Source organism: Bradyrhizobium septentrionale, from assembly GCF_011516645.4.
In the GTDB taxonomy this organism is placed as follows: Bacteria; Pseudomonadota; Alphaproteobacteria; order Rhizobiales; family Xanthobacteraceae; genus Bradyrhizobium; species Bradyrhizobium septentrionale.
In genome coordinates this window covers 7,706,656-7,733,181 of sequence record NZ_CP088285.1, presented here as the reverse complement: position 1 = coordinate 7,733,181, position 26,526 = coordinate 7,706,656, and the positions used below count along the sequence as shown (strand labels likewise).

Genomic DNA, 26,526 nt, shown 5'->3' with positions numbered 1-26,526 from the left:
GCGGTCCTCGTCGTATGCGTACTCTCGAGCTGCGGATCGAGAAGCTCAAACGCGAACTGTACGGGCAGCGCTCCGAGCGCACGGCGCGGCTGCTCGAGCAGTTGGAACTGGAGCTCGAAGACCTCGTCGCCACGGCGAGCGAGGATGAGCTTGCGGCGCAGGCCGCAGCGGCGAAGACGCAGAACGTCCGCCCCTTCACGCGCAAGCGGCCGGTGCGCAAGCCTTGGCCGGACGACATCGAACACGAGCGCGTCGTCATTGACGCTCCGACGAGCTGCGCCTGCTGCGGCGGATCGCGGCTGGCGAAGGTCGGCGAGGATGTGACCAAGACGCTGGAGGAGATCCCGCGTCGCTTCAAGGTCATCGAGACAGTGCGCGAGAAGTTCACCTGCCGCGATTGCGAGAAGATCAGCCAGCCGCCTGCGCCGTTCCATGCCACGCCGCGCGGCTTCATCGGCCCACAATTGCTGGCGACGATCCTGTTCGACAAGTTCGGCATGCATATCCCGCTCAACCGCCAGAGTGCGCGCTTTAAGGCCGAGAGGATCGATTTGCCGCTGTCGACGCTGGCCGACCAGGTCGGCCACGGGACCTTCGCCGTCATGCCACTCTTCCACTTGATCGAACGCCATGTGCTCGCTGCTGAGCGCCTTCATGGCGATGACACCACCATCCGTATCCTGGCGAAGGGCAAGTGCACGACCGGGCGGATCTGGACTTATGTGCGGGATGACCGGCCCTTTGCCGGGCCTGCGCCGCCGGCGGCGGTCTATTACGCCTCGAGCGACCGACGAGGCGAGCATCCGCAGAAGCATCTGGCCGCCTTCGCCGGCATCCTGCAAGCCGATTGCTACAACGGCTTCGAGCCGCTGTTCGACCCGCAGAAGAAGGTGCTGCCGATTACGCCGGCGTTTTGCTTCGCCCATGCGCGGCGGGGCTTCTTCGAGCTGGCTGACATCGAGAAGAATGCCCGGGAAGGCAAGAGAGGTAAACCGGTCTCTCCGATCGCGCTGGAGGCGGTCAGGCGCCTGGATGTGTTGTTCGAGATCGAGCGCGCCATTAACGGCTGCGGCGCCGAAGAGCGGCGCGCCGTGCGCCAGGAAAAGAGCAAGCCGCTCCTCGGGGACATGCACGCCTGGTTGCTGCGTGAGCGCGAAACCCTCTCTCGCTCCTCCGAGGTCCTGAAGCCTATGAATTACATGCTCAGGCGCTGGGACGACTTCGCCCGCTTCCTCGACGATGGCAGGATCTGCTTGACCAACAATTGTGCTGAGCGCGCATTGAGAGGCATCGCCTTGGGAAGGCGCAACTGGACCTTCGCCGGCAGCCAGCGTGGTGCCGACCGTGCCGCCATCATGCTGACGATGATCACGACCTGTCGTCTCAACGACGTCGATCCGAAAGCCTGGCTCGCCGACGTCCTCGCCCGTATCGCCGATCTTCCCGCATCGCGTCTGCACGAATTGCTGCCCTGGGAATGGAAGCTCCTGCGCCAAGCCGACAAGCCCGCCGATCAGCAGGCCGCCTGACCTTCACGCAAACGCCATCATAGAGCTCGCCGTACCCGCGCGCATGCGTCCATCACGCGGTCCTCGTCGTATGCGTACCCATCAACTGTTGCTTCGTTCACACAAATTAAGAAGAGCCGGTGAAGCTTTTCTAGCGCTGACTGCAACGCAGTGCGGCCGCCAATGTCGGGAATGCGGTAACGCAGAAACGAACTGAGGCACTACCTTTGCGGCCAAACGATCTCGCCCAGATGCAAGATTGCGTATTCGCCAGGTGGTGAGTTCTTCACGTTGGAGAGCGCTTCATTCAGCGAGCCAAACGGGCTAAGCAGGTCTCGATAAATTCCGTCGATCCGTTCCAATACAAAAAATGGAAACTCCTCGTCGATCGGTGCATCCAACGGCTTTTCTGATAGCATGGGCGGACGGCCCCATCGCATGAAGGCGATCTTGCCATCGGGGGCGAGCTTCAAGGTGGCCATCACCAGCTCGTCGCGAGCGATATAGGAAATTGAAGCCCCATCGCTTTCGGGCACCAAGTCGTGCACCTCGATCGAAACGCCACAGTCTTTGAAGCGTTCAGGCCAAAATGCCCTCAACGGCTCTTTCCCGACGACCGTCTCGGAAACACAACAGGTGCATTCGAGGATCGCTTCGTCCCCAAACAATGACATGAGAGTATCGAGGTCGCGCGAGCGGTAAGCATCCAGCCAATCAATGGCGGCGGCCATCGGGTCACAGGACATATTCCCCACCTAAATGCCGTTCTCTCCAGGTGATATTTAGAGCATTTCCAGGCCGGGGCCTATACGGAATAACCATATTCTTTGGGAGGCAGCTCGTCGGCGGTCCTTGAGGAAAAGAGCGCAACCGGTTTTACTTGCTTCGAACGCAGGAGCAATCGCCCCATGTGCGCGCGATGCGCAGAGTTGGATAAGAAAATCGGGCACCTCACGGAGCTTGCCGGGCGCATCTCCGATCCGCTTACGTTGCACGACATCAGGGACTTGCTAGCCGAACTCCAGAGCGCGAAACGCGACATACATTCGGAGCCACCAAGAGAGTGAGGCTATCGTTCTGCAAGCCACCAGATGATTACACCGGAGGGGGTGGCTGCGGGCCCGGGCAATTACGGGGAATGCTACAAAGCGCTTGCAGGAGTGCTGCGCAAAAAGCAAAAGGAAGGAATTTTAGAGATCGGCTTTTTTCAATGTCATTACAAAAGCAAAAGATCACCAAAGACCAGCTTCATGAATTGATCCTGGAACGGTTTGGATTGACCGCCTTCTTTCAAATCAGCGAGGACAAGCGGCTCGGGTTTCGCACAACTGTGGTCGCCGCGCCGCAAGATCTCTACGAATTACATGATCGGCTCGAGCGCATCTGCAGAGAGCTGCGCTCGAAATTTGAGTTGGTTGCCGAGTCGAAGCGAGATCGAACGTAGTCGTCCGATCAGCGGTTGTTGCAATGTGCATCTCATAATCGTTCTTTTATGAGACGTCGCTTGAGCGCGTCGAGACTGACCATGGTGATGGCCTCATCCAGGAGTTCGAGGCGCGCTTTGAAGATTGCAATGAGGCTGAGGTTGTCCTCTCGGCTGGAAACAAGCGGTCTGCGTGTAGCCGCGGTGTAGATAGACCGGAGGCCTTGAAGCGCCGCTAGGTTACCCTGGGTAATGTAGCCATCCACCAAGATGACGAAGGCAGGACTGTACTCGGTCGCCGCTTCGCCATTTCTGTCGTCGATCATTCCTCAAGGTCCCAATGATGCGCGCGCCCGCCCCGGTGCAGTCGCATTCTCTCGACGTGCCTTCTTTAGATCAAGCGTTTTGGTCGTTTCATCGTGGCTCACCCGCAATGCGTCGCGTAGATGAGGGAAGGTGGAAAATACGAGCACTTGCCTACTATGCACTTTGTGCCAGGAGGCATGTCCCAAATTGATTACCATCAGCGTTAGGCCGGGCGGCCGATTAGCGCTAGCGACCTACAGTTGAGGACGGGGCCTTGTCAGTAAGCACCGTGGCCGCTTTAATGGAACGATTGTATTACGTTAATCATTTTAGTTTGGGTTTTCCGATGAACGCCATAGAGCAAATCATCGCTGGCTACGTGTCTTTGAAGAATCGCCGAGCGCTCGAAGAGATCAGAGACCATCGCAAGCGGCTGTTTGACGACCTTCAGACCAGGAGCGTTCCCGGTTTCCAGCCATCGGTCTTGAGCGGCATTCTTCGCGAGGAGATCGACCTCGTCGAAGCGGCATTGGCTCGCTTCGATGATGATCGGGCAGTTTCCGCGAGCGACAGCCTGGAGCAGATCGAAACCAAGGCTACGGTTGGCGACGATGAACGCAGCCAACCTAACGATCCGGGACCGGAGGATGATCAGACCTTCGTCTCATCAGAGCATCAATGATATCAGCGGAAGCTACGCCGATCCTATCGTCTCCTTGCTCTTTGCGGATATTCAGCGGATGGCAGGCCGCGTGACGCTGGGCCTTCGATGCAACTTGTAAAAGTACGCCGCCGGGCCCGAAATGGTTTGTCCCGGCGGCGCCCTGTCATTTCCAGCGCTGGGGCCCTGAATTCCCAGTATCAATAGCCTAGCAGGACTTGCGCCAAACGGCTGTTGCTTGGCTCACACAAACGTTTGGAAGAAGAGCCGGCGCCAGGGCCGCGCGCCAGCTCCTCCCGAAACGTGACCGTACTCTACGATCCCCATCGGTCCCGTCCCTCCGGAAAGCCTGCGCCGACCTGCTTGCTGATTTGCTAATGGCCTCGCTTGGCCAGCCAATTCAGACGGAGAATAGATATCGTTTTCCGGCGAGCCGGGCGGGAGTAATCCTACCCATCCGATACCCGGCCAATTGCGGACCTGGTCCGGACACGAACACGAGCGACCATGTGTTGTGCAGCAAGTGTTTGACTTAGCTCACGATTTGGTAAGCGTAAGAGGGACTCGAACCCTCGACCCCATGACTAAAAGTCACATCAGGCCGTTTCGGCTATGCGCGCGAGTACCCATTCGCGCTCAGCCAGGCGCTGCCGTGATTGCCTGGCTCAGCCGCCGCAGCTTCATGTTACGGCCGAGGGGCTACAGGTCCTCATTCGGCGGGTCCCGGTGAGAGGACCCCGGCGGTAGCTGCTCCGCAAAGCGGATTTCCGACCGTCGGCGCCACGATTTCCAGTGTACCATCCTCACCGCATTAACTTGAATAGCTCTTCACTTCGCTCAGCCGCAGCTTGGTGCCGGTCGGCGTATGCTCGAGTAGCATGTGCCTGGTGCCGACCGCGATCCGGTCGCGCTGGTTATTATCCTGTTCGGCGTGATAGGCCTTCATGTCCGCTGCGAACTGGCGGGCGACTTGCGGCGGGATCTCGATCGGCTTTCGGGTAATCGGCATCCCCGAAAGATAGGTATCGAGGGGTCGTTTGGCGAACCCAAACGGAAACGGCCCCAACCGGGGACCGCCAACCCGAGCAGTACGGGTTTTCTTCCAACAGTCGGGGGGCGCCCTTGGCTGGAAGCTTCATATGGACGTTCGGTCGGTCCGATCGTTCCTACCTGCAGCGCAAAGTTCGGGAAAAAGTGGCAATTCCTGAAAGGCGTGTTAGATTTGGAATCTCGGGTGTCACGCCCCGATTTTCATTGATGCATAGGAAAAACTTGGCCCCAGTGCTCCGACGCTCTGGGGTTCTTTCTGTTGCTCGCTCCTTCCGGGGTAGCCCGCCAGCGCAGTATCGATTGCCACTTTTTCCCGATACCGTGAATCGCGCTCCTCCGGAAAGGGGCGCCCCACGAAGCGGCCCCGGTGTGCTCCCCAAGCCCGACCGGGGCCGTTTCGCTTTCCGTAGTGCGCTAAATTGAAGGGCTCATTGATCCGCAGGTCTCTTGTGTTTTCTTGTGCGCGTGCGCACGCCAATGTTTGAGCACGTACCCCTGCCCACAGTGATGGTGTTTCTGGGCGTAGCTAAGCGAACCGATCACAATCAAAGCCACTACGACAAGTCCGGCGACGATGTTCTGCACCATGGCTGCCACTCCCGGGGACCGCGCCGCCCCCAAACGGGGATGATTGACACCGGAACTCTTCGGGGCGATGGAAATTTGGGATTAGGTTTCCCGCAGGGCAGGCGGCTCGGGCGACGCCTCTGCCACGGCTAGCTCTTCCGAAGCGAATTCGGAACTTTCAGTCGTCAATCTCGCTTAATGACCAGGAGATCGTAGATTGAGCCTGTAAGATTTTTGAGCGGTATCCGATATCCATCTTCGCCTTCGTGGTGGACGGTGTCTTGAGCCACGCGCTGGAAAGCACCTAGGTCGTTCGAACCATTGCCGGCGGGCTGAATTGAGAATGTACGATCATCGACGATCGTAGCCCGGTGCAGCCCCGATCCCTTACGAAGCTTGTCGAAGTAGCTCATTCGCATCCCCTTCAGAAACCAATTCAAATAGCAAAAAGCGGCAATCCCTTATTTGGTTCCGTTCCTGCGGCGCTGATTTTTGAGACGCGCTGGGAGCAAACCTGCTCACGCTCTCCAGTTCTTCGTGAACGGCACAGCATGGCCTTCCATGTCATACCAGTTAGGAACGATGTGCACGGCGCCGGCCACGCCGCAGACCGTGCAGACCAAGCGCCAGCCCACTCGAGACCAAGGCTGATCTTGCGGCAGCGAATCTAGACGGACGTCCACCATCCGGTCGCAGCCGCCGTGGCACTTGATGTTGCAGGTGACGTGGCCATCCTCGAGCCACTGCGCGGGACTGCCAGGCGGGAAGCAGCGGCCGGACCACTTCGTGTATCGGCGCTGGGGCATCGGCTCGTGATCGCGCCGATCGCGCGCTTAGAGAATCCGCTAGGAATCGGTTGCTGATAGCGGTCGATCACCAATGGTGGGTCAATCGTCTAGCGCGGTTGGTCCGGATTTTCTTGCCAGGTCGTCGAGTGCTCAGAAATCCACTTGGTGGCGTCGTGCTCCGTAACAAAACCCTTGATGACTTCCGTTTCGCCATCGGGCCACAGAATATCGATCCTCCAGCCGGTGCCGGGATTTTTGCAAGCCATGAAAGCTGGTCGCTGCTCGATCATTGGGTGATTATGCCCCGACGGTGGCCAGCTACAAGCCAGTGATCCTGCCACACTTCGCTTTCTGGCCCCGCAAACCTATTGGCGCTGAAATCCCGATCGACGCCAATCCCTTCAGTGATCGGGAGGCTCCGGTAGTCATCCCTCGATAATGAGGCGACCCAGGAACGCATTGCAGGCCTGCTCGGCTTCAGCGAACGTGCTGAAGGGCGATCCGGACACTTGAGCCGCGGGCATATTCAGAAAGTCTGGGCGATATGACGCAACAAAACCGGGCTCTCCATGTAGGCCAGGTCCACTTCGGCTCTCGCTGCTGATAACGAATGAATAGTCGTCGCTGCTTGCGATCCAAATTTCCAGATCCTCAGCAGCGCGGCGAAAGTGCAGGGCCATTTTTCACCCTCCACCAGGCAGGGGTCCAAAAGCGTGGTCCTCCGCGGTCATCCAGCGATGCTTAATTTGCTTTTGTGCGGTTGGCCGCTTCAGCCTCCCGCGCCAGCCGTTCCGTTTTTAGGCGCTCTCGATTATCGTAGAGTGCTTTTTGCGCTTTCGCGTATTCGGTCATAGTTTCCTTCGTCGTGACCGCCTTAAAGATCTTATGGGCTTCGCGGTCTGCAGCTGTTGGTGCCCGTCGGCTTCGGTCGTTAGTCATTGTTGACCTCCCATTTGGGCTTAGCGGGTCAACGCAGAGATGACTTTCGATCCTGTCGGCTGGCGGGCTCCGCAGCCGACTATTAGCGGCATCGGCGGCTGCTCCCTGCGGGGGCAAAACCGCTTCAACAAGATTTTAGCGGCATATGACGAGTATCGCGCGGCTTACGACGCCGTATGTGTTGAGCTAGGACTTAGGGAGTCTGATCTCGAGGTCTCCGCAGCATTCGATGGGATCGAGGACATGGCAGACCGGGTCAAAGGGATGGAGGCGCATACGATCGATGGGCTAAAAGCGAAGGCCACAGTGCTGCTTCGCTGGCATTGGATTTCGCGACGTAGCTTCGAGGACATGAGCTTCCAGGGTGAGTTCGCTACATCAATCTTGGAGCAGTTGGTCGACATGCCGAAAGAAGATCAGTTGGTCGCCGCTTAGGGTGAATTGCAAAAGTAGCCGCCGGGCCCGAAATGGTTTGTCCCGGCGGCACGCGCAATAATGGTGGCCGCTACGGTCTCGCGCTCGCGCGCCTTAAGCCAGCCGGTTCAATTCGAAGAGGTTTTCTCTGGGCTTTGAGTGGAGCGGCGAGGGGTTGATCCGGCTTTGCAGACTGATGCTTTTCGGGCTGTCGCACTTCCACTGGCCGAGCAAATCTGGCGGCCCACCGCTCTTCGAACTTTCTTTGAATATCCCGAGGAACGTCACACATCACCCACCTCCGGGTTCAGCCCCTCGATGGGGCCTCAACGCGCAAGGCACTCTAAAGGATCCCAAACGGCACCATTTTCATTCGTTGGCAGGCCACCTTTGACGACGACAAAAACTCCGCTCGCGCGCATGCTTGCTAACGGCGGAGTTGATTCGGCCATGATGCTGGAAGCCCTCGTGCCGCTGATGGGACTAGGCGCTTGCGCCTTGCTGCTCATTGCCTTCTGGGGGCTTACCTCGCGCTAATTCCAATAAAGACGCCGCCGGTCTCACAAATGCACGCCCGGCGGCGTTTTCTTCCTGAGCTGGGATGCTGAAATCCCCAGCATCAAATCAACTTCAGAGCCGTGCCGTTAGATTGAAAGCGGTACGGGCACTTGTTGTTACGCCTCGTTACCTTGCGGGAGCGGGAACAAGTGGCAATGCAGGGTGTCATGCATATGGCTCCTGCGATCTGGTTGCCCCCCCGACCGGGAGTTTTAGTGGCGACCCTGGCGCTCCCTGCACCAGGGTCGCTGTTCCGGCGCACTTTGAGCGCGCTGGGCTTGTCCGGCATCAAGTGCGCGTGAATTGTAAGGCCATTCACATTTGAAGATCGCGAGTTGATCTAACGACGGGCAAACCCCGGTGTCGGAGAATCGCGATGCCATTATTCGGCAACAAAAACTGGTCGGGAATAGCCGCCGCTTCGGTGGCCGGAGTTCTCGTCGTAGCAGTGATTGCCTTTGCGGTCGTTGGTTATGTGGAGTGGTCGTCGGACGCCAATCTGGCCCAATTTATGGGCCGGACGACCGAGGTCGCCGCTGCTACGTTGCCACCCAAGGGACGAACAGGTTGCGAGCAAAAGTCGCCTTCGGCGCTTTCTCTTCCGCTCGACGACGAGTGAACGCCGTCAGTTGTTTGTCGGTATTCACCCAATCGGGTGATGAGCATACGCTGGCAAGCTCCTAGAGTTGTGCCGTGAAAAGGTTTTTGGTGGGGGGCTTCCAGGCAGAGGAGCGAGAAGATCGCGACAAAGGCCGTGCTGACTGCATTGGCCATCGCCGTTGCCGTTTGGGCAACCATCGGACCGCCGCAGCCAAGCTCAAATTCGCCTGTGCACGTCGCTAGCAGGCGATGATGGGGGTGGCATGCAGGCTGGAATTGCGCCCTGAGTGGTTACTCCGTGAGACCTCGGCAGCACTCTGCGACGTCGCGTACAATTCAAGTTGCCGCGGATGTACCGGCGCTCTGCTGAATCGAGGCGGCCTGCTCACTGGCGCCCGCGCCCCCAGCAGACGGAATGACGGCCCCGGCAATCCCCATGCTGGGGCCGTTTCGTGCCTCTGACGGAATGGACGAGCTAACCGCGATGCCCGGGCCAGCCCCGGGCATTTTCCTGTTTCGTGCCCCCGGCGTGCCCCCCAGCATCAAAATTGGCCAGTGCAACCGATCGCTGAAGTGTCTGATTTTGCTTGGTGAGCGCGGAGGGACTCGAACCCTCGACCCCATGATTAAAAGTCACGGAATGACCGAGCCGAATGTTCCTGCTCTTTCTTGAACATAGCCTCGATTCCTGATATTCATACAGTTGAATCAATGGCTTATGAATTTCCCATTGATGCCAGAACGTTCCCGCTGATGCACACTTTTTCCTATCTTGAGTGTGCACAGAGTGTGCACACTGAGGCGAAGGGTCATGAAAGTCAGGATCATCAAGCGAAGTGTCGATGCCCTTTCATCGGGCGACATCATTGCTGATGACGAGGTGAGGGGCTTCGTTGCTAGGCGGTTGGCAAGCGGAGTGGTCACCTACGGTTTTCGGTATCGGGACAAGACGACGAACAAGCAGCGATGGGTCGGTCTAGGGCTCCACGGGGCGATTACGGCTGAGCAGGCCCGCACCCTCGCCAAGAAACGGGCGGGCGAGGTCGCCGACGGCCGGGATCCGGCAGCCGAGTTGGAGGCATCCCGCGCGGAAGCAGCTATGGCGAAGTTGGCTGAGGCCAACACGGTGAATGTCGTGATCGACCGTTTTCTGTCGGAGTACGTCAACGGCGCCGACGCTCTTCGGAGCGCTGATCAGATCGAACGGGCGTTCGAAGTCTATGTGCGACCTCGAATCGGAACGAAATCGATCTACGAGCTGGAGCGTTCCGACATCCAGACGATGCTGGGAGAAATTTCCAAGGAGCACGGCCCCGTCATGGCGGACCGTGTTCTGGCCTATGTTCGCAAAGCCTTCAATTGGCAGATGATTGACGATGACAAATTCAATTCGCCCATCGTCCGTGGAATGGCTCGAACCAAGCCCAAGCAGCGGGCACGCAAGCGCACGCTGTCTGATGACGAGATTCGAGATGTTTGGACGGCTCTCGAAACGGCTGAAGTTCCTGAGTGTTATCCGCGGCTTCTAAAGTCGCTTCTGTTCAATTCGGCGCGTCGGAATGAGTGCTCCAGGATGCATTCGATCGAAATCGAGGCCGATATTTGGGTTATTCCGGGAAGCCGCTACAAGACCAAGCTGGATCATGCTCTCCCGCTCACGGAAGCTTTCCGAGAACTGATCGGCGAGAAGCCGGCCGGTTGCCGCGGCAATTCTTGGTTCATCTTTTCTACGACCAATGGTGCGCGGCCGTTCAGTGGGTTTTCCAAGGCCAAGAAGGTCCTCGACGCTGAGATTGCCAAGCTGCGAAAACGCGCGGGCCGACCTCCGATGACTCGCTGGACGCTGCACGACCTGCGTCGCACGGGCCGGTCATTGATGAGCCGGGCAAAGGTCTCCAGTGATCATGCGGAGCGAGTGCTCGGCCACGTTATGGGCGGAGTGCGTGAGACCTACGATCGTTACGAATATCTGGACGAAAAGCGAGAGGCGCTAGTCAAATTGGCCGACTTGCTCCGGACAATCGTAGGTCAGCCCACCCCCAAGGCCGACGTAGCGTCTTCGGTATCGTTGGCGGCCGCGTGACGAACCTGATCTCTTATTTTTCGCGCTCCAGATAGCTCTGGAATACGCCGACATGGACTAGCGCCGAATCGGCTGAGTTCGGCCACAAGTCCTCTGTGCGGAAGGCGACGTCGAAGGTCGGCTCGTCAGCGGCTTCGACACCGTGGGCATGCGCATCGGGGAACGGATATCGCGGAGATTCGCTCACCACGATGCCGGGCTTCCCTCGGATGTAGCCAGGCATCCGGACGTGCCCGGCGAAAAAGTCGTTTTTGACGCGGACGCGGTCGCCCCGCTGAAAGGTCTCGCGGTCGGGCAGGTTGGTGCGGCCGGGTGCGCTCGGCTCGGACAGAGGTACAGTTCCCTGAGCCAGGTGCTCCAGCTCCTCGCGGCTCACGATGCCCTTCTCAACGCATAGGGTCAGCAAGCTAGTCAGCGATCGCTCATAGTAGCTGGCCGAAAGATAATAGCGCGCGGGCATGCGCTCGATCGCGTGACGATATTCATCCATGTTGAAGATACCGCGCCGGACGGCCATGCCGTACAACGCGTTAACTCGCTTTTCCCAAGCGGCGTGGAATGCCGGAGCGCCGGGCGCGTAGCGTATCGTTCCGAAACCCTGGCGGCCGCCAAGATCGTGAATGCCGTCCATCGTTCACCTCATTCCGCAGGGGCGTTACAGCCGCGCGACGCCAATCATGGATTCCTTGGTCACGATGTCGATCAGCCTGTCTTCAGGCCAGCCGACGGTCTCCGGCGGTTGGACCGGGATCACCATGTAGCGGGTATCGGCCGTCGTATCCCAGACGCGGATCTCGATTTCGGGCGGCAGATCGAGGCCCATTTCCCGCAGCACCGTGCGTGACTCGCGGACCGCGCGGGCGCGGTAATCGAGATCCTTGTACCAGTCGGGCGGCAGTCCGATGATAGTGAAGGCGGTGCAGGAGCACAGCGTGCAGACGATGACGTTGTGAACGGTCTCGGTGTTCTCAAGCGCCACCAGATGGCGATGATGCGCCGGCATGCTCAGACCTAGTTCGGCGACGGCATCCTTGCCATTCGCAAACAGCCGCTGACGGAAGGCGGGATCGGTCCACGCTTTGGCGACGACCCGGCCGCCATTGCGCGGCACCCATTCCTCTTCGGCTGCATGGGTCATGGTCTCGATGAAAGGCTTGGGCTCCATGCCCCGCTGTTCGAAGACGGCTTCGATCGCGGCGACCCGGTTCTCGACGGGGGCAACTTGCGACGGGCGGGATTGGGTATTCATGGGGCTTGCCTCCGACCAACGTCCGAAACGACGACCAAGATTGACACAATGGACACGCCCTTACCAGCTTCCGGGCAGGCAAGCTGGCGGGCAAACTAACGCGGGTTTCCACAATCGCGCAGAAGTGTTCGTAATTCCCGTATCGGCGGAAAGACCTCCTGATTCCAGTCGGCGCCTTGTTCGTCGAACGCGGCTTGCTCCATCTCAACGATTTCGCAATCCTCGGCGAAAACGCGATCGGTGAACCAGGCGAGGACCGGCCACGCCAGATCGAGCACTCCGGGAATTTTGGGCTTACGCACCGACAGCACGATAAAGGTCCGGTTGCGGCGCTGTTCGGCATCGACTGGCGTGTACCCCAGCCACACGCTCAAAACTGGCTTGTCGTCGCGGGTCCACATGCGGAGCGTCTGATAGGGGTAATCCGTCCGCACCGTCATGAGGTCACGCGCCGTGCGGGCGCTGCCGCGCAGGCTCCCGACAATCACCGTCTCGCCGAGCGGCGGCTTCTGATCCGGACGAGCGAAGCTGTAGTCGACCTCCATCCAACCGTCGCCCTTGCGGCTAGAGCATTTTCCGACCGGAAAGAATCGGGTGGGGATTCCCAAAACGGCGCGAGTCAGATTCAAGCTGCATGCTGGCGAGGGAGGCCAGCATGTATGGCCAGGGCGCTTTCGGTTGATCTTCGCCAAAGGGTGGTAGCCGCGATTGACGGTGGCATGTCCTGTCGACAGGCTGCTGAGCGCTTTGGTGTCAGCGCGGCCAGTGCGATCCGCTGGCGCGGTCGCCTCAAGAAAGTTGGCGACATCGTTCCTAAACGCCAGGGCGGTGACCGCAAATCGCAGCGCATCGAAGCGCATTCGCAATTGATTCTGGAGGCGGTGACAGCGAGGCCGGATATCACGCTTGCCGAGTTGCGAGAACTGTTGAAACGTCGTGGAATATCGACTGGCATCGCGTCGCTCTGGCGTTTTTTCCAGCGCAGAAAGATCACACTTAAAAAAAGACAGCGCACGCCGCCGAGCAACGGCGCGGCGATATAAATGCCGCACGTGAGGAGTGGTTCGAAGGGCAAATCGACCTTGACCCTGAGCGTCTCGTCTTCATCGACGAAACCAGCGCCAACACCAAAATGGCGCGGCGTTACGGGCGCTCGCCACGCGGCGAGCGATGTCGTGCAGCTATCCCACACGGACATTGGAAGACGACGACGTTCACCGCTGGATTGCGCTCCGACGGTCTGATCGCGCCGCTTGTTCTGGACGGTCCAATGGATGGCGACGCTTTCCTGGCCTACGTCGAGCAATTGCTCGCCCCATCGCTGCGGCCGGGCGATACCGTTATCATGGACAACTTGCCCGCTCACAAGGTCCATGGCGTTCGAGAGGCCATCCAGGCGGTCGGAGCTAGCCTGCTCTATCTTCCGCCCTACAGTCCAGACTTCAACCCGATTGAAATGGCCTTCTCCAAACTGAAAGCGCTGTTGCGGGCCGCCGCAGCGCGCACCATGCCCGATCTCTGGCAAGCAATCGCCAACGCTCTCAAACGCTTCTCACCCGAGGAATGTCAAAATTATCTCGTCGCGGCTGGTTACGACGCAACGTGATCGGAAAACGCTCTAGCAAGGTAGCGCGGCGTGACCTTGCCTGTGGTGCGGCGGTGCAGGAACTGATGGTTCATGTCCATCAGGTTCTCGTGCATGAACGTGTAGTGGCAGCGGACAATCTTGCCGAACCGGCGGCTCTTGTACCCCGGCTCGGCAGCGTGCCCGATCTGTGCGAGCGGATCGGCCGCCGGCGCGGTGCCCGGCCAGACGAAAATGATGCCATTGCTCTCGAAGCAGGGATACGACCTGACGCCGTTGGGCAGCTTGCCCTTGCCGAGATAGGGGACATCGACGCATTGGCCCGAGCCGTCGTAGCGCCAGCCGTGATAGCAGCAGCGTACGGTGCAGCCATCAACGGTACCTTTCGAGAGCGGCACCTGACGGTGCGCGCACCGGTCTTCCAGCGCAAACACATCGCCTTCGACCGAGCGAACCAGCACGATGGGCTCGCCTGCAAAATGCCCAGCGAAAGTCCTGCCGGGCTTTAGTTCATGCGACCACGCGATTGGATACCAATAATCCGGATGGGATCCGACTTTTCGGAGGTCGGAATGCGAGCGGGATGCGGTCGCCTCAACGCTGAGATTTCCAACTGTCATTGCCTGATCAAGCGGCTCCTGTCGGCCCGAGGTGCATGGTCATGATCTGCTCGGGTGTCTGGGTGACTTCGACACGCTCGGCGTCGCCGCCGACGAAGGCGAGGATGGTTCGCTCGCCGTCATGCCACATGCTGCCGACAAGGGCGATGTTGATGTGGACGGGCTTGTTCGTCTCGTGTCGCGTACATTCGATCCAGAAGCGCATCGATGACCTCAATGAAATGATGGAGCGCGCGATGTATCCGCGCGCTCCGGGAGCATGCCTCAGGAGGCGTGCCGCATTTCGCGTGCGGCCGCCACCATGTTGACGAGGGCAGGGCGCACCTCTTCCCATTTGCGGGTTTTTAGGCCGCAATCCGGATTGATCCAGAGCTGGGAGTCGGTCAGCCGCTTGCGCGCGAGCGAGAGCAGCTCGGCCATTTCGCTGACCTCCGGAACGCGGGGCGAATGGATGTCGTAGACGCCGGGCCCGATCTCGTTCGGATACTTGTAGGTCTTGAAAGCGTCCAGCAGTTCCATCTTGGAACGCGACGTCTCGATCGAGATCACGTCCGCATCCATGGCGCCAATCGCGTCAATGATGTCATTGAACTCCGAGTAGCACATGTGGGTGTGGATCTGGGTCTCGTCGGTCACGCCGGTCGAGCAGATGCGGAAGCTTTCGACGGCCCAGTCGAGATAGGTTTTCCATTCCGACTTCCGCAGCGGCAGGCCCTCGCGCAGGGCAGCCTCGTCGATCTGGATCATCTTGGCACCGGCCTTTTCGAGGTCAGTCACTTCGTCGCGGATCGCGAGCGCGATCTGCCGGCACGCCTCGCTGCGCGGAATGTCGTCGCGGACGAACGACCAGTTCAGGATGGTCACCGGTCCGGTGAGCATGGCCTTCATTGGCTTCTGGGTCAGCGACTGCGCGTAACGCCACCATTCGACCGTCATCGGCTTGGGGCGGGAAACATCCCCGAAAAGGATCGGCGGGCGGACATAACGTGAGCCGTACGACTGGACCCAGCCGTGCTTGGTGAAGGTGAAGCCCGACAATTGCTCGCCGAAATACTGCACCATGTCGTTGCGCTCGAATTCGCCATGCACCAGCACGTCGAGGCCAATTTCCTCCTGCCAACGTACGGCGCGGGCGGTTTCTTCCTTGAGGAATTGCTCGTACTGCGCATCGCTCATCGCGCCCTTGCCATGGGCGGCCCGCGCATTGCGGACTTCCGTGGTCTGCGGGAACGAGCCGATCGTCGTGGTTGGGAACGCTGGCAGCCCGAACCGCGCGCGCTGCAATCCAGATCGCTTCGTGAAGACGTTCTGGCGCCGGCGCATGGCGTCGTCGATCGCCATCATCCGCTTCGCCACGTCGGCATTGTGAATCTTCGGCGACGTCTCGCGCGAGCGAGCCGCGGCGTCCGATGCTGCCAGCGCGTCGGCGACCTTGTCCCGGCCGCCGGCGAGCGCCGTGCCCAGCGTGGCCAGTTCGGCGATCTTCTGCACCGAGAAGGCAAGCCAGCTCTTCACGTCCGGATCGAGGCTGGTTTCCTGTTCGAGGTCGATCGGGACATGCAGCAGCGAACAGGAGGGCGCGATCTGCACCCGGTCCAGGCCGAGCTTCGCGACCGCCGGTTCCAGCCGCTTCAGCAAGGCGGAAAGGTTGGAGCGCCAGATATTGCGCCCGTCGATCGCACCGAGCGACAGGGTCATTCCCTTCGGTGCGGCGCTGACGATCTTGTCGAGTTGCTCCGGCGCGCGCACAAGGTCGATGTGAAGTCCGGCGACCGGCAGCGATAGCGCGGTATCGGCGTTGTCGCCCAGGCTGCCGAAATAGCTGGCGAGCATGATCTTCAGGCCCGGCACCATTTCCGCCAAGAGCGCGTAAGTCATTTGAAGCGCGCCCTGGGTCTCGCGGTCTGCGTACAGCACCAGGCACGGTTCGTCGATCTGCACCCATTCGCAGCCTTCGGCGACGAGTTGCTGCAAAACCTTGACGTAAACCGGCAGCAGGACTGGCAGCAGCGATAGCGGGTTCAGCGCCGCGTCCTTGCTCTTGCCAAGCCTGAGGAAGGTCACCGGTCCGAGCAGGACGGGCCGGGTTTTGTAGCCGAGCGCCTTGGCCTCCCGATATTCATCGACCGCCTTGGAGGAGGATAGCTTGAAGATCTGGCCAGCGCTGAATTCGGGCACCATGTAGTGGTAATTGGTATCGAACCACTTGGTCATTTCCTGCGCAGGCACGCCGTGTGAAGAGCCGTGCGCGTGATGCGCATGACCGCAGCTTTCATCGTGTTCGGAGCCCTGCGCGCCGCGGGCCATCGCGAAATAGGTCGCCAGCGACACATCGCCGCCTTTCCAGCCGTACACTTCCGGAATGGCGCCGACCATCACGCTGGTGTCGAGCACCTGGTCGTAGAATGAAAAATCATTAGACGGGATGACGCTAACGCCGAGGGACTTTTGGCGGGCCCAGTTGGCGGCGCGCAGGCCGACGGCCGTTTCACGCAGCGCCCGCTCGCTGGATTTGCCGGACCAGAAGCTTTCGAGCGCCAACTTGAGTTCGCGGCGCGGTCCTATACGCGGTGTTCCAAGTGTTGCGACGGGAAGTGAAGAAATAGACATGGCTTACCCCGATGTTGGGGGCGTGGGCCACGTGACACGTCTGGACTCCGGGCAAAAGGTGGCGCGCGGGGTCGCAACCGCACCACCGAGACACCCCGCCCGAGTACGTTCTGTTGTCGAGGCAGGTCTCCTGGCTCACGGGTCAGTGCTGTTGTCCGGTCTTCCCAAGACCCTCGCGGGCCTCAGTGACTTTGTTGGACAACAACTCACCGCTTACAGTTGCGGGGGCAGCGCCGGCTTTCAACCGGCTTCCCTCTTAGCTCCGGGCCAAACGAGCCCGCAGAACCACGACAGCACTGGAGTTAAGGTCAAGTCCGGCCGCAGTCAATGACCGTGACTGGAAACACCTTGGTATTGCTCAATCGCCCGTTACCGGCTTGTCCTCAAACCCCTAGAATTGGGTTCCGATTTCAATCGGTTCGCGGCCCTGACGGCGCCGGTGCTGGTTGGTGTCCCGGAGCGAACAGCGTCGGAAAGAAGGGCTATCTAGAGCCCGCGACCCGCTGCGGCATGCCTTCGGGAATAATGGTCTGGACGATGGAAGCATCGAGGGCCTCGTAATCGTGCAGTCCAATCGTTGCGTATAGTTCCGCTCGCGTCTGCATCCGATCGACTGCCTTGTGCGTGCCGCCGTCACGCGCGATCGCGGCGTAAAGCTGTTCCTGCGCCTTGTTGGCGACCCGAAGCGACGACACCGGCCAGATCACCATCGAATAGCCCATCTCCTCGAATTCGGACGCGGTGAAGAAGGGCGTCTTGCCGAACTCGGTCATGTTGGCGAGCAGGGGGACGCCCGGCATCCGCTTGGCGAACGCGCGGAACATCTCGGCCGTATTGAGCGCCTCCGGGAAAATCGCGTCTGCACCGGCCTCCATATAGAGCTTGGCCCGGGCGACCGCACCATCGAGCCCTTCGCTCGCGGCCGCATCGGTTCGCGCAAGAATGACGAGATCACGCCGCGCCTTGGCGGCAGCGGCCACCTTGGCCGCCATGTCGTGCGCATCCGCCAGCTTCTTGTCGTTGAGGTGGCCGCACTTCTTGGGGAGGAGCTGATCTTCGATATGGACCGCGCCGGCACCGGCTTCCTCGAAGACGCGCACCATGTGCATGACGTTGAGGGCTTCGCCATAGCCGGTATCGCCGTCCACCAGCAGCGGCAGACCCGACGCACGGGCGATCTGGCGGATGAAGAACGCGACTTCGTCTACGGTGATGATTCCGAGGTCGGGCAATCCCATCGACGCCGTCATGGCCGCACCCGAGAGATACAGCCCCTCGAAACCCGCCGTCTTGGCCTGAATGGCCGACATGCCGTTGTGGGTGCCGGGCAGGCGAAGAATGCCCGGGCGCCTCAGCAACGCGCGAAAGCGGCTGCCGGCGGTTTCACGCGGAAGTTCTTCTGCGACGAGATAGGGCACGTGTTTCTCCTTACGCCGCACGGACCGATGCAGGCGGCAAGTCGCGCGCCTCCAGCGGGACATAGCTGCGGTTCTCGGGGCCGACATAGTTGGCGGCCGGCCGGATGATCTTGTTGTCGATCCGCTGTTCGATGACGTGAGCCGCCCAACCCGAAGTGCGTGAGATCACGAACAGCGGCGTGAACATCGCGGTCGGCACACCCATCGCGTGGTAGGAGACCGCGCTGAACCAGTCGAGGTTGGCGAACATCCGCTTCGCGTTGGCCATCACGGTCTCGATGCGATCGGCAATCTCGAACATGCGTATGCTGCCGGCCTCGACGCTGAGGTCACGGGCGACCTGCTTGATCACCTTGTTGCGGGGATCGGAGATCGTATAGACGGGGTGCCCGAACCCGATCACGACTTCCTTGGCCTCGATCCGGCGGCGGATGTCCGCTTCGGCTTCGTTGGGGGTGGCGTAGCGCTTCTGGACCTCGAAGGCGACTTCGTTGGCGCCGCCATGCTTCGGCCCACGCAACGCACCGATCGCGCCGGTTACCGCCGAATACAGGTCCGCGCCGGTACCGGCGATCGAGCGCGCCGTGAAGGTCGAAGCGTTGAATTCGTGCTCGGCATAGAGATTGAGCGAGGTGTGCATCGCGCGTTCATGCGAAGCTGACGGCGGCTTGCCGTGCAGCAGGTGCAGGACGTGCGCCCCGATCGAATCGTCGTCGGTCTCGACCTCGATACGGCGGCCGTTGTGGGCGTAGTGGTGCCAGTACAGCAACATCGAGCCGAGCGAGGCCATCAGGCGATCGGCGATGTCGCGCGCGCCTGGCGTGTTGTGGTCATGACTCTCCGGCAGCACGCAACCGAGTGCCGAGACGCCGGAGCGCATGACGTCCATTGGATGGGCTGCGGCCGGCAATTGTTCCAGCGTGTTGAGTACCGCGCGCGGGAGGCCACGCAGCGCCTTCAGCTTGGCCTTGTAGTTGGCGAGTTCGGCGCGGGTCGGCAGGCTGCCGTGCACCAGCAGATGGGCAATCTCCTCGAATTCGCAGACGCCGGCGACATCAAGGATGTCGTAACCGCGATAGTGCAGGTCGTTGCCGCTGCGGCCGACGCTGCAAAGAGCCGTGTTGCCGGCGACGACGCCGGAGAGGGCGACGGATTTCTTGGGCGCGGGTTTCACGTCAGTCATGGTATCCTCCCTATGATCCTGCCGCGCGTCGTGCCGCGGTCTGTGTATCCGGTTTCCAGTCGAAGATTCCGTGGCTGGCCGGGGTGCCCAACTTTGAGGCGTCGACCGTGAAGGTCAGCTCCGACAGTTCGCCGGCGCGCAGCGACGGCAGCCGCTCGACGGCGGCGAGGAAGCGATCCTGCTCGGCGGTTGCGATCACGCCTTCCGCCAAGGTACGGAACTTGCGGATGTAGTCAGGCCGCTTGAACGGGCGCGCGCCCAGCGGATGCGCGTCGGCAACCGCGAGTTCGTCGCTGACGGTCGAACCGCCTTTCAGCCTGACGACGACGCGCCCGCCGAAAGCCTTCTCCTTGGGATCGTGGCTGTGATAGCGCCGGGTCCACTCGGGGTCCTCGACGGTCGAAATCTTGTGCCAGAGCTCGACCGTCGACGGACGGGCCGCACGCTCGGGCGCGTAGGACTTTTCGTGGTGCCAGCAGCCGTCTTCGAGCGCGACCGCGAAGATGTACATGATCGAATGGTCGAGCGTTTCGCGGCTCGCTTTCGGGTCCATCTTCTGCGGATCGTTGGCGCCGGTGCCGATCACGTAATGGGTGTGATGACTGGTGTGGATGACGATGCTTTCGATCGCAGCGAGATTGCCGATCTTTGGCCCCATCCGCCGCGCCAGGTCGATCAGCGCTTGGCTCTGGTACTCCGCCGAATGCTCCTTGGTATAGGTGTCGAGGATGGCGCGCTTCAGTTCGCCCTTTTGCGGCAGCGGCACGGTGTACGAGGCGGATGGACCCGAGAGCAGCCAGGCGATGAAGCCGTCTTCGCCTTCCCATGCCGGCGACGGGGCGCCTTCACCGCGCATGACGCGATCGACAGCCTCGATCGCCATCTTGCCGGCGAACGCCGGGGCAAAAGCTTTCCAGCTCGAAATCTCGCCCTTGCGCGACTGACGGGTGGTCGTGGTGACGTGTAACGCTTGCTGCACGGCTTGGTAGATCGTCTCGGTCGAAAGGCCGAGCAGGGCGCCGATTCCGGCGGCCGCCGACGGGCCGAGATGGGCGATATGATCGATCTTGTGCTCGTGCAGGCAGATGCCCTTCACCAGATCGACCTGGATTTCATACGCCGCAGCCAGTCCGCGCAGCAGATCTTCCCCCGAGGCACCACAGTGCTGGCCGACGGCGAGCACGGGTGGAATGTTGTCGCCGGGATGCGAATAGTCGGCGGCCAGGAAGGTGTCGTGGAAATCCAGCTCGCGGACGGCGACGCCGTTGGCCCACGCCGCCCATTCCGGCGAATATTTCTGGCTGCTCGGTAGGCCGAAGATGGTCGCGCCGGGCTGCCGCGGATGCGCCTCCGCCTGGGCACGGGCGCTGACGACTGGGTGCCGCGCGATCGAAGCAGCCGCAACCGCGGCGTTGTCGATGATGCGATTGCCGATCATGTCGATGACGGGGTCTTCGATCCGGACCGGATCGGAAGCGACGGACGCGATCTTCCACGCCAGTTGATCGGCGCAGGCTAGATGTTCGGCGGACTTGTAGGTACGGACCTTGTGGTGCTTCACGAAACGGCTTCCTCTGACGTGTGGTGGCTTGTTGACTCGATTGCGGCGGGACGCCCGTTGGCGTCTACGGCAACCATCTCGAACGTTCCCCGAATGACGGATTGGCGCTGGCCGCTCATCAGGTTTTCACGGACCATCTCGACCGCGACCGTCATCGAACTTCTGCCGACGCGATCGACGCGCGCAATCAGCTCGATCAATTCGCCGACCCGGATCGGCTCGTGGAATTCGATCTTGTCGGACGTGGCCATGACGACGTTTCGGCGGGCGTGACGGGTGGCGGCGACGAACGCGGCCTTGCCCATCAGGCTCAAAGCGTTGCCGCCGAACAACGTGCCATAGTGATTGGCGAGGTCGGGAAACACGATTTCGACAAATCGGGTTTCGCCCGAGGGCTGGTCTTCACAGCATGTGCCAGCATGGGACAATCCAAAGGGCTTGCTATTCGGTGGCGACTTCGCAATATCTGCAAACTCCTTCGCTTGAAAATGGCTGAAAAAGTGTAGTTTTGCGTAGGTTTTCTCTTCGGTTTGCAAAGTTTGCAAAGGCGCCGTGATGAAAAAGACCTTCATGGGTGTGCGGCTGAAACGCCTGCGGGAAGAACGCCGACTTACCCAGGCTGCCCTCGCGGACAAGCTCGGCATCTCGCTGAGCTATCTGAACCAGATGGAGAATAACCAAAGGCCGCTGACGCTTCCGGTCTTGCTCGCGCTGAACTCGGCCTTCGGTCTCGATCTCCAGATGTTTGCCGAAGGCGACGAAGCGCGGTTGATGTCCGACCTCAAGGAAGTGCTGTCAGACCCATCCCTCGGCGAGACCATCGCCACCGCTGAAGTCCGGGAAATTGCGCTCAACATGCCAGCGGTCGGCCGCGCCCTGGTCGGGCTGCATCGCAGATCGCGCCAGGCGGTAGAGCAGGCCGCCGCGCTGGCGGCGCGCCTTGGGGAAGACAGGCAAGCGGATGCCGCCATGCTGCCCTCGACGGCATTCGAGGAGGTCCGCGACTTCTTTTACGCCAATCACAACTACATCGCCGAGCTGGACGAGACCGCCGAGCAGATTGCCCTCAAGATCAACCTGAAGGCAGGGCAGGCGGCATCGGCACTCGCTTCTCACCTCGAAAGCGATTTTGGCGTGCGTATCGTGCTCGACGGCGTGGATGATATCGCCGCCGGTACGCAGAGATGGTTCGACGGCCAGACGAAGACCCTACATCTGTCTCGGCGCCTCCATCCGGGACAACAGGCGTTCCAGTTGGGCACGCAGATTGCGATGTTGTCGTTCGATCGCGAGCTTCACGCACTAGTCGACAAGGCCGGCCTGACCAGCAAGGAAGCGCGGGGCCTTGCTCGCATCGGCCTGGCCAACTATTTCGCCGGCGCGCTCGTGCTGCCTTATGCGCTATTTCTCGAACAGGCAGAGCAAAGGCGTTACGACGTCGAACTTCTGACGCAACAATTCGACGTCGGATTTGAGACGATCTGCCATCGGTTGAGCACGTTGCAGCGTCCCAGCGCGCGCGGCGTTCCTTTCTTCTTCATTCGGGTCGATCGCGCAGGCAACATCTCAAAGCGTCAGTCCGCGACTGACTTCCACTTCTCTCGTGTAGGCGGGACGTGCCCGCTTTGGAACGTCTACGAGGCGTTCGCCAACCCCGGAAGGATACTCACGCAGTTGGCGCGGATGCCCGACGAACGGACGTATCTTTGGATCGCGCGAACCGTGTCGCATGGGCGCGGCGGATATCTGGCGCCGGCCAAAACCTTCGCCGTCGCGCTGGGTTGCGACATTCGCCACGCCGGCAGCGTCGTCTATTCGCAGGGGCTCGACTTGTCCGATCCCTCGGTGCCGACGCCCATCGGGATGGGCTGCAAGGTCTGCGAACGCCCGGAATGCGCGCAGCGGGCATTCCCGCCAATCGGCCGTGCGCTTCAGATCGACGAGACGCGCTCCCGCTTCGCGCCGTATGCGACGTCGTGAACGGCATCATTGATGACATTCTGTAGTCGCCGACAAAGAGGTCGCACTGCGGTACCTATCCAAGCCAGACCTACAAGGCCCGTTCATCGAGAATAGTGCGCCGCTCATCCTCGGAATTTAAAAGATGCTTCCATCTCGTAGGTCCGGGGTGCGCCGAGAAATATCTGATCCGGATAGAAAGGATCGCTCCATGTCGCGTACTTTGTATCCGGCGCCATCGCGCACCGAACTCGCCAGTCGCACGCGCGTCGTCACAGCCGAAGCGCTTCGCGAATACGAGAATCTGTACAGCGCTGACTATCGCTATGCCTCGGATCCGGACGCCTTGCTGATCAAAGATGGCCACATCGAGATTCCGGCTCGAATGTGGGCGTTCTTCCTCGCAAAACAGCGGGTGGACGAGCAGATCGAACCGTTGCTCAAGAATTTCGATCGCCAATTGTTGCGACAGCAAGACCTGGTCGACAAGATCGGCTTTTTGTCGCCTGCGATTCTAGTCAACGAAGGGCTCAACGGGGTAGCAGGCACTGACTCGCGCCGCTTTCTCGCTTTTAAAAATCAGACGGAAGAATTTCATAACGTGTGGCGAAAATATTTCGTGCCTCTAATCGCTAACGACCGCGCGACGACGGTCGGTGATGTGGAATCTCTTCCCCGCTGGAAGTGGCGCGAGATATCAGCCGACGAAAACAACCACCGCATCTGGTCGAAGATCGGGTTGATGCTGGTGCTCCTAGCCGGGCTGGCCTGGGCAACCGTTTTCGGCGTGTCCCGCGGCTCCATTATCTAAGCATTTCAGAAAAAACTAGTGTGTAAACCACCAAACTTTAATCTAACCGGTATTTCGAAACTCACGGCACATCCGGTTACTGCCGGAAGCCTTACGCACCTATGAAGCATCCGCTGCCTTCAAAGGGAGAGACTTCGGCATGCTGAGCGCGATTGTCCTGCTCCATCGTTGGTTGGGGTTCGCGTTCGCACTTTTGTTTGCGATGTGGTTCGCGACGGGAATGGTGATGCACTTCGTGCCATTTCCGTCGTTGAAGGAAGCGGACCGGTTCGCGGGCCTCTCTCCGATCGACGCCAAGAACTTGATCGGGCCGGCCGACGCCATCAAGGCCGCCGGCGTCGCCGATGTGTTGCGTGTACGGTTGGTTCAGCGGTCGGACGGTCCAGTCTACATTGTCTCCGGCCGATCGGCCGCGAGGTCAGTGAATGCAATCGATGCGAAGGATGCCGCGATCGTATCGCCTGACGCTGCGCGGGCCGTCGTCGATCGGTATGCCCGCAACCGCGGGATGACGGCACCATCCCTATCGGTCAGCCTTAACGACTACGATCAGTGGTCCGTGCCGAACGGTTTCGATCGCTATCGGCCGCTGTTTCGCGTCGCGCTCGGCAACGCCGACGGCGATGAACTCTACGTGGCCTGGAACACCGGCGAGGTGGTGCTGGTCACGAACTCCCGCGAGCGGCTATGGAATTACGCGGGCAGTGTGTTGCACTGGAGTTATCCAACGGTTCTGCGGCGAAATTGGGCTGCATGGGATTGGGTGGTCTGGACGGCATCGTTTCTGGCGTCGATCGCCGCCTTGCTTGGCGCGATCCTGGGTATCGCACGTCTGAAGCGGCGGCAGGGCCACCTGACGACGCCGTATCGCGGCTGGCACGCCTTACATCATGTCGTCGGACTGGCAGCAGCCGTTTTCCTGCTCACGTGGATCGTCAGCGGATGGCTTTCGATGGATCATGGACGGCTATTTTCGCGCGGGCAATTGACTGACGCTGAAGCGGCGGTAGCGGTCACCGGGGTCGACATTGCGGGCCTGGCATCGTCAATTTGGCCCCCGGTCTCGCCAGGTGCACGTGAAGTCGAGTGGTTCGCATTTGGCGGACAGCAGTTTCGGCGCGACCGCGTGGCGCTCGACAAACAGATGCTGGTTCGGTCGGGCGTAGCGGCATCTGATCCGACCGGCCTTCTGGGTGCGGACGATGTCACCGGCCTGATGTCGCGCTTGGCGCCTGGATGCGGCGCGCCGGGGGCCGTGCCGGCCGACGACGCCTATGAGGCTGCATCACAACTCCCTTCGGCGCCTGTCTATCGTACGATATGCGGCGACGTCTGGTTCGATGTCGACAGCGTCAACGGCATGGTGTTGCAGCGCCTGGACTCCTCGCGTCGCGCGTATCGCTGGGCTTACCAAGCGCTTCACACGCTTGATTTTCCGGTTCTCGTGCAGCACCCGGCAACCCGTACGCTGATCGTCGTCGGGCTTTGTACGCTGGGCTTCCTTTTTTCGATCACGGGAATTCTAATTGGCTGGCGAAGATTACTGCTGTCTCTATCCCGATCGTGAAACTATGATTTTCATTACCTTTGTGTCGTGGGGTATTGACCGTGGGGACTGTCCGCTCAATCGAGAGTCAATATTTGGACGTTACACACGAGGGCGAAGCGATCTCTGTGCGCTTTGTTCCGAATACTGATCTGACCGTGGGCTCGCATCGCCGCGCTAGTCAATCGATCAGGTTGGTCAGGACGCAACTGAAGCGGTTTGCCGACAAAGGATGGAGGGGTCACCGCGCATTTCTTGATGGCCGACATGAACGCCGTTTCGGATTTCATCTCGCGCATCGACGAAAAACTCGATCGCCTCCGCAACGAGAAGATCACGATCAAAATGTTGGAAGAGATCCTGCTTCTCACTCCGCTTGAGCGTCAACGCTGGACGAAAGACGGTCGCCTTCCGGCTGCTGGCAATTCCTACATCGATCGCGGCCAGAAAATTCGGCTGTGGACCTATTCACCCGATGTAGTCGCACGGCTTTGGAAAAACCCGGAGATCATCGAGAACTGGCGGAAGGCGGATCTTGCGAGTGGGTCCGCCTCGGCAGGTCAGTCCGATTGAATTGAGAATCAGGCTTGCGCATCGACGTGGTCGAGAACGTCTCTATCGGGCTCCGACAGAATCGGTGCAGTCTCATCAGCGCCTTTTCCCGTCTCGTTCCGTAGGAACACGGAAGTTCAAACGGTCCCCAATGTGGATAACGGGGCCAAGTTGTCTTCGAACTGTCTTGCGAGGCGGTTTTTTGCGTAAAGGCATTAACCGCCCATTGACACTTCGGGACGAATATCACCACATATAGCTGTCATGGTTCCACCGGATCGCAAGATTTGGTGACTAAGAGGGAAGTCGGTGAATCGCACGTGCTGCGAGATTCCGGCGCTGCCCCCGCAACTGTAAGCAGTGAGTCACTCCCGATTTAAGTCACTGGTGCGCCGTGCGCATTGGGAAGACAGGGCGTGGCGATGACCTGCGAGCCAGGAGACCTGCCGTGACATCAGAACGTCCACGGGCGGGGTGTCCGGCGGTTGCTCGTTTGCCATGCCCGGCGTTCGCCGGCCATGCGATCTGGCGCCTG

The 26,526-nt window shown here is 60.3% G+C and carries 27 protein-coding genes, 1 tRNA gene, 1 pseudogene and 2 riboswitches; of the genes and pseudogenes, 11 read left to right on the top strand and 18 right to left on the bottom strand.

What is annotated here, in order from left to right:
- Positions 1-20: 20 nt before the first annotated feature.
- A pseudogene (gene tnpC, locus HAP48_RS38610) lies at positions 21-1,529 on the top strand (IS66 family transposase); the annotation flags it as partial.
- Positions 1,530-1,729: 200 nt separating this feature from the next.
- On the opposite strand, the gene HAP48_RS38605 reads toward tnpC, so the two are convergent.
- Positions 1,730-2,239 carry a nuclear transport factor 2 family protein gene (locus HAP48_RS38605; protein WP_166205104.1) on the bottom strand — a complete coding sequence of 170 codons (510 nt, stop codon included), beginning with the start codon at positions 2,237-2,239 and terminating at the stop codon, positions 1,730-1,732.
- A gap of 479 nt (positions 2,240-2,718) precedes the next feature.
- Here HAP48_RS38605 and HAP48_RS38600 point away from each other — a divergent pair, with 479 nt between their 5' ends.
- On the top strand, positions 2,719-2,952 hold the full coding sequence (locus tag HAP48_RS38600) for a hypothetical protein (RefSeq protein ID WP_166205103.1): 234 nt from the start codon (positions 2,719-2,721) through the stop codon (positions 2,950-2,952).
- A gap of 32 nt (positions 2,953-2,984) precedes the next feature.
- On the opposite strand, the gene HAP48_RS38595 is transcribed toward HAP48_RS38600, so the two are convergent.
- Positions 2,985-3,257, bottom strand: a complete 273-nt coding sequence (locus tag HAP48_RS38595; RefSeq protein WP_166205102.1) for a hypothetical protein — start codon at positions 3,255-3,257, stop codon at positions 2,985-2,987.
- Positions 3,258-3,511: 254 nt separating this feature from the next.
- On the opposite strand from HAP48_RS38595, the gene HAP48_RS38590 reads away from it, so the two are divergent.
- Positions 3,512-3,919 (top strand): hypothetical protein, encoded by a 408-nt coding sequence (locus tag HAP48_RS38590; protein ID WP_224496775.1) that lies wholly within the window; start codon positions 3,512-3,514, stop codon positions 3,917-3,919.
- Between the two features lie 790 nt (positions 3,920-4,709).
- On the opposite strand, the gene HAP48_RS38585 is transcribed toward HAP48_RS38590, so the two are convergent.
- From HAP48_RS38585 to HAP48_RS38565, 5 genes are all read right to left on the bottom strand, one after another.
- Positions 4,710-4,907 (bottom strand): hypothetical protein, encoded by a 198-nt coding sequence (locus HAP48_RS38585; RefSeq protein WP_166205101.1) that lies wholly within the window; start codon positions 4,905-4,907, stop codon positions 4,710-4,712.
- A gap of 793 nt (positions 4,908-5,700) precedes the next feature.
- Entirely contained in the window at positions 5,701-5,928 is a 228-nt protein-coding gene (locus tag HAP48_RS38580) for a hypothetical protein (RefSeq protein ID WP_166205100.1), read from the bottom strand.
- Positions 5,929-6,410: 482 nt separating this feature from the next.
- Positions 6,411-6,593 carry a hypothetical protein gene (locus HAP48_RS38575; RefSeq protein WP_029084783.1) on the bottom strand — a complete coding sequence of 61 codons (183 nt, stop codon included), beginning with the start codon at positions 6,591-6,593 and terminating at the stop codon, positions 6,411-6,413.
- Positions 6,594-6,728: 135 nt separating this feature from the next.
- Positions 6,729-6,983, bottom strand: coding sequence for a hypothetical protein (locus tag HAP48_RS38570; protein WP_166205099.1), 255 nt, complete (start codon positions 6,981-6,983; stop codon positions 6,729-6,731).
- A 61-nt stretch (positions 6,984-7,044) separates the two neighbouring features.
- The gene (locus HAP48_RS38565) at positions 7,045-7,242 is read right to left on the bottom strand and encodes a hypothetical protein (RefSeq protein ID WP_166205098.1); all 198 of its coding nucleotides are present in this window, start codon (positions 7,240-7,242) and stop codon (positions 7,045-7,047) included.
- Between the two features lie 39 nt (positions 7,243-7,281).
- On the opposite strand from HAP48_RS38565, the gene HAP48_RS38560 reads away from it, so the two are divergent.
- On the top strand, positions 7,282-7,677 hold the full coding sequence (locus tag HAP48_RS38560; RefSeq protein WP_166205097.1) for a hypothetical protein: 396 nt from the start codon (positions 7,282-7,284) through the stop codon (positions 7,675-7,677).
- A gap of 913 nt (positions 7,678-8,590) precedes the next feature.
- Positions 8,591-8,833 (top strand): hypothetical protein, encoded by a 243-nt coding sequence (locus HAP48_RS38555; RefSeq protein ID WP_166205096.1) that lies wholly within the window; start codon positions 8,591-8,593, stop codon positions 8,831-8,833.
- A 569-nt stretch (positions 8,834-9,402) separates the two neighbouring features.
- Here the strand turns inward: HAP48_RS38555 and HAP48_RS38550 are convergent.
- Positions 9,403-9,479 (bottom strand) — tRNA-Lys (locus HAP48_RS38550).
- 146 nt (positions 9,480-9,625) lie between these two features.
- Between HAP48_RS38550 and HAP48_RS38545 the strand changes: the two genes are divergently transcribed.
- On the top strand, positions 9,626-10,897 hold the full coding sequence (locus HAP48_RS38545) for a tyrosine-type recombinase/integrase (protein ID WP_166205095.1): 1,272 nt from the start codon (positions 9,626-9,628) through the stop codon (positions 10,895-10,897).
- Between the two features lie 13 nt (positions 10,898-10,910).
- On the opposite strand, the gene nthB is transcribed toward HAP48_RS38545, so the two are convergent.
- The 3 genes from nthB to HAP48_RS38530 all read right to left on the bottom strand — a co-directional run bounded on the left by nthB (position 10,911) and on the right by HAP48_RS38530 (position 12,691).
- Positions 10,911-11,528 (bottom strand): nitrile hydratase subunit beta, encoded by a 618-nt coding sequence (nthB, locus tag HAP48_RS38540; protein WP_166205094.1) that lies wholly within the window; start codon positions 11,526-11,528, stop codon positions 10,911-10,913.
- 24 nt (positions 11,529-11,552) lie between these two features.
- Positions 11,553-12,146, bottom strand: coding sequence for a nitrile hydratase subunit alpha (locus HAP48_RS38535; protein ID WP_166205093.1), 594 nt, complete (start codon positions 12,144-12,146; stop codon positions 11,553-11,555).
- Positions 12,147-12,241: 95 nt separating this feature from the next.
- Positions 12,242-12,691 carry a hypothetical protein gene (locus HAP48_RS38530; RefSeq protein WP_166205092.1) on the bottom strand — a complete coding sequence of 150 codons (450 nt, stop codon included), beginning with the start codon at positions 12,689-12,691 and terminating at the stop codon, positions 12,242-12,244.
- 114 nt (positions 12,692-12,805) lie between these two features.
- Here HAP48_RS38530 and HAP48_RS38525 point away from each other — a divergent pair.
- Positions 12,806-13,752, top strand: a protein-coding gene (locus HAP48_RS38525) for an IS630 family transposase (protein ID WP_166081867.1) whose coding sequence is annotated in 2 segments (ribosomal slippage) — positions 12,806-13,145 and positions 13,145-13,752 — 948 coding nt in all. Because the reading frame shifts where the segments join, the coding sequence is not laid out codon by codon here.
- Here HAP48_RS38525 and HAP48_RS38520 read toward each other — a convergent pair.
- From HAP48_RS38520 to HAP48_RS38490, 7 genes are all read right to left on the bottom strand, one after another.
- The gene (locus HAP48_RS38520) at positions 13,737-14,351 is read right to left on the bottom strand and encodes a Rieske (2Fe-2S) protein (protein ID WP_166205091.1); all 615 of its coding nucleotides are present in this window, start codon (positions 14,349-14,351) and stop codon (positions 13,737-13,739) included. The two genes, HAP48_RS38525 and HAP48_RS38520, sit on opposite strands and share 16 nt — an antisense overlap.
- A 7-nt stretch (positions 14,352-14,358) precedes the next feature.
- Positions 14,359-14,556, bottom strand: a complete 198-nt coding sequence (locus HAP48_RS38515; RefSeq protein WP_166205090.1) for a hypothetical protein — start codon at positions 14,554-14,556, stop codon at positions 14,359-14,361.
- Positions 14,557-14,615: 59 nt separating this feature from the next.
- Positions 14,616-16,961, bottom strand: a complete 2,346-nt coding sequence (gene metE / locus HAP48_RS38510) for a 5-methyltetrahydropteroyltriglutamate--homocysteine S-methyltransferase (protein ID WP_166205089.1) — start codon at positions 16,959-16,961, stop codon at positions 14,616-14,618.
- A gap of 103 nt (positions 16,962-17,064) precedes the next feature.
- Positions 17,065-17,266: riboswitch (cobalamin riboswitch) on the bottom strand.
- A 177-nt stretch (positions 17,267-17,443) separates the two neighbouring features.
- Entirely contained in the window at positions 17,444-18,379 is a 936-nt protein-coding gene (gene prpB, locus HAP48_RS38505) for a methylisocitrate lyase (RefSeq protein WP_166205088.1), read from the bottom strand.
- A gap of 10 nt (positions 18,380-18,389) precedes the next feature.
- A complete protein-coding gene (gene prpC / locus HAP48_RS38500) occupies positions 18,390-19,562 on the bottom strand; it encodes a bifunctional 2-methylcitrate synthase/citrate synthase (protein ID WP_166205087.1) in 1,173 nt (390 codons plus the stop codon).
- A gap of 10 nt (positions 19,563-19,572) precedes the next feature.
- The gene (locus HAP48_RS38495; RefSeq protein ID WP_166205086.1) at positions 19,573-21,123 is read right to left on the bottom strand and encodes an MmgE/PrpD family protein; all 1,551 of its coding nucleotides are present in this window, start codon (positions 21,121-21,123) and stop codon (positions 19,573-19,575) included.
- Positions 21,120-21,551, bottom strand: coding sequence for an acyl-CoA thioesterase (locus HAP48_RS38490; protein ID WP_210293022.1), 432 nt, complete (start codon positions 21,549-21,551; stop codon positions 21,120-21,122). Before HAP48_RS38490 ends, HAP48_RS38495 begins: the two co-directional genes overlap by 4 nt.
- Positions 21,552-21,678: 127 nt before the next feature.
- Between HAP48_RS38490 and HAP48_RS38485 the strand changes: the two genes are divergently transcribed.
- The 4 genes from HAP48_RS38485 (at position 21,679) to HAP48_RS38470 (ending at position 26,012) form a co-directional block, all read left to right on the top strand.
- On the top strand, positions 21,679-23,103 hold the full coding sequence (locus HAP48_RS38485; protein ID WP_166205084.1) for a short-chain fatty acyl-CoA regulator family protein: 1,425 nt from the start codon (positions 21,679-21,681) through the stop codon (positions 23,101-23,103).
- Positions 23,104-23,467: 364 nt separating this feature from the next.
- Positions 23,468-23,893: a DUF3526 domain-containing protein gene (locus HAP48_RS38480; RefSeq protein ID WP_420869916.1), complete on the top strand. Its 426-nt coding sequence runs from the start codon at positions 23,468-23,470 to the stop codon at positions 23,891-23,893.
- Between the two features lie 139 nt (positions 23,894-24,032).
- The gene (locus HAP48_RS38475; protein WP_166205082.1) at positions 24,033-25,460 is read left to right on the top strand and encodes a PepSY domain-containing protein; all 1,428 of its coding nucleotides are present in this window, start codon (positions 24,033-24,035) and stop codon (positions 25,458-25,460) included.
- 237 nt (positions 25,461-25,697) lie between these two features.
- Positions 25,698-26,012, top strand: a complete 315-nt coding sequence (locus tag HAP48_RS38470) for a hypothetical protein (RefSeq protein ID WP_166205081.1) — start codon at positions 25,698-25,700, stop codon at positions 26,010-26,012.
- A 227-nt stretch (positions 26,013-26,239) separates the two neighbouring features.
- A riboswitch (cobalamin riboswitch) is annotated at positions 26,240-26,456 on the top strand.
- Positions 26,457-26,526: the final 70 nt, after the last annotated feature.

What these genes read in the sequence shown, in the direction of transcription:
- HAP48_RS38605 (WP_166205104.1), bottom strand. Translation starts at nt 2,239, where the DNA reads ATGGCCGCCGCCATTGATTGGCTGGATGCTTACCGCTCGCGCGACCTC.
- HAP48_RS38600 (WP_166205103.1), top strand. Translation starts at nt 2,719, where the DNA reads ATGTCATTACAAAAGCAAAAGATCACCAAAGACCAGCTTCATGAATTG.
- HAP48_RS38595 (WP_166205102.1), bottom strand. Translation starts at nt 3,257, where the DNA reads ATGATCGACGACAGAAATGGCGAAGCGGCGACCGAGTACAGTCCTGCC.
- HAP48_RS38585 (WP_166205101.1), bottom strand. Translation starts at nt 4,907, where the DNA reads ATGCCGATTACCCGAAAGCCGATCGAGATCCCGCCGCAAGTCGCCCGC.
- HAP48_RS38580 (WP_166205100.1), bottom strand. Translation starts at nt 5,928, where the DNA reads ATGAGCTACTTCGACAAGCTTCGTAAGGGATCGGGGCTGCACCGGGCT.
- HAP48_RS38575 (WP_029084783.1), bottom strand. Translation starts at nt 6,593, where the DNA reads ATGATCGAGCAGCGACCAGCTTTCATGGCTTGCAAAAATCCCGGCACC.
- HAP48_RS38570 (WP_166205099.1), bottom strand. Translation starts at nt 6,983, where the DNA reads ATGGCCCTGCACTTTCGCCGCGCTGCTGAGGATCTGGAAATTTGGATC.
- HAP48_RS38565 (WP_166205098.1), bottom strand. Translation starts at nt 7,242, where the DNA reads ATGACTAACGACCGAAGCCGACGGGCACCAACAGCTGCAGACCGCGAA.
- HAP48_RS38560 (WP_166205097.1), top strand. Translation starts at nt 7,282, where the DNA reads ATGACTTTCGATCCTGTCGGCTGGCGGGCTCCGCAGCCGACTATTAGC.
- HAP48_RS38555 (WP_166205096.1), top strand. Translation starts at nt 8,591, where the DNA reads ATGCCATTATTCGGCAACAAAAACTGGTCGGGAATAGCCGCCGCTTCG.
- HAP48_RS38545 (WP_166205095.1), top strand. Translation starts at nt 9,626, where the DNA reads ATGAAAGTCAGGATCATCAAGCGAAGTGTCGATGCCCTTTCATCGGGC.
- nthB (WP_166205094.1), bottom strand. Translation starts at nt 11,528, where the DNA reads ATGGACGGCATTCACGATCTTGGCGGCCGCCAGGGTTTCGGAACGATA.
- HAP48_RS38535 (WP_166205093.1), bottom strand. Translation starts at nt 12,146, where the DNA reads ATGAATACCCAATCCCGCCCGTCGCAAGTTGCCCCCGTCGAGAACCGG.
- HAP48_RS38530 (WP_166205092.1), bottom strand. Translation starts at nt 12,691, where the DNA reads ATGGAGGTCGACTACAGCTTCGCTCGTCCGGATCAGAAGCCGCCGCTC.
- HAP48_RS38520 (WP_166205091.1), bottom strand. Translation starts at nt 14,351, where the DNA reads ATGACAGTTGGAAATCTCAGCGTTGAGGCGACCGCATCCCGCTCGCAT.
- HAP48_RS38515 (WP_166205090.1), bottom strand. Translation starts at nt 14,556, where the DNA reads ATGCGCTTCTGGATCGAATGTACGCGACACGAGACGAACAAGCCCGTC.
- metE (WP_166205089.1), bottom strand. Translation starts at nt 16,961, where the DNA reads ATGTCTATTTCTTCACTTCCCGTCGCAACACTTGGAACACCGCGTATA.
- prpC (WP_166205087.1), bottom strand. Translation starts at nt 19,562, where the DNA reads ATGACTGACGTGAAACCCGCGCCCAAGAAATCCGTCGCCCTCTCCGGC.
- HAP48_RS38485 (WP_166205084.1), top strand. Translation starts at nt 21,679, where the DNA reads ATGAAAAAGACCTTCATGGGTGTGCGGCTGAAACGCCTGCGGGAAGAA.
- HAP48_RS38480 (WP_420869916.1), top strand. Translation starts at nt 23,468, where the DNA reads ATGTGGGCGTTCTTCCTCGCAAAACAGCGGGTGGACGAGCAGATCGAA.
- HAP48_RS38475 (WP_166205082.1), top strand. Translation starts at nt 24,033, where the DNA reads ATGCTGAGCGCGATTGTCCTGCTCCATCGTTGGTTGGGGTTCGCGTTC.
- HAP48_RS38470 (WP_166205081.1), top strand. Translation starts at nt 25,698, where the DNA reads ATGGCCGACATGAACGCCGTTTCGGATTTCATCTCGCGCATCGACGAA.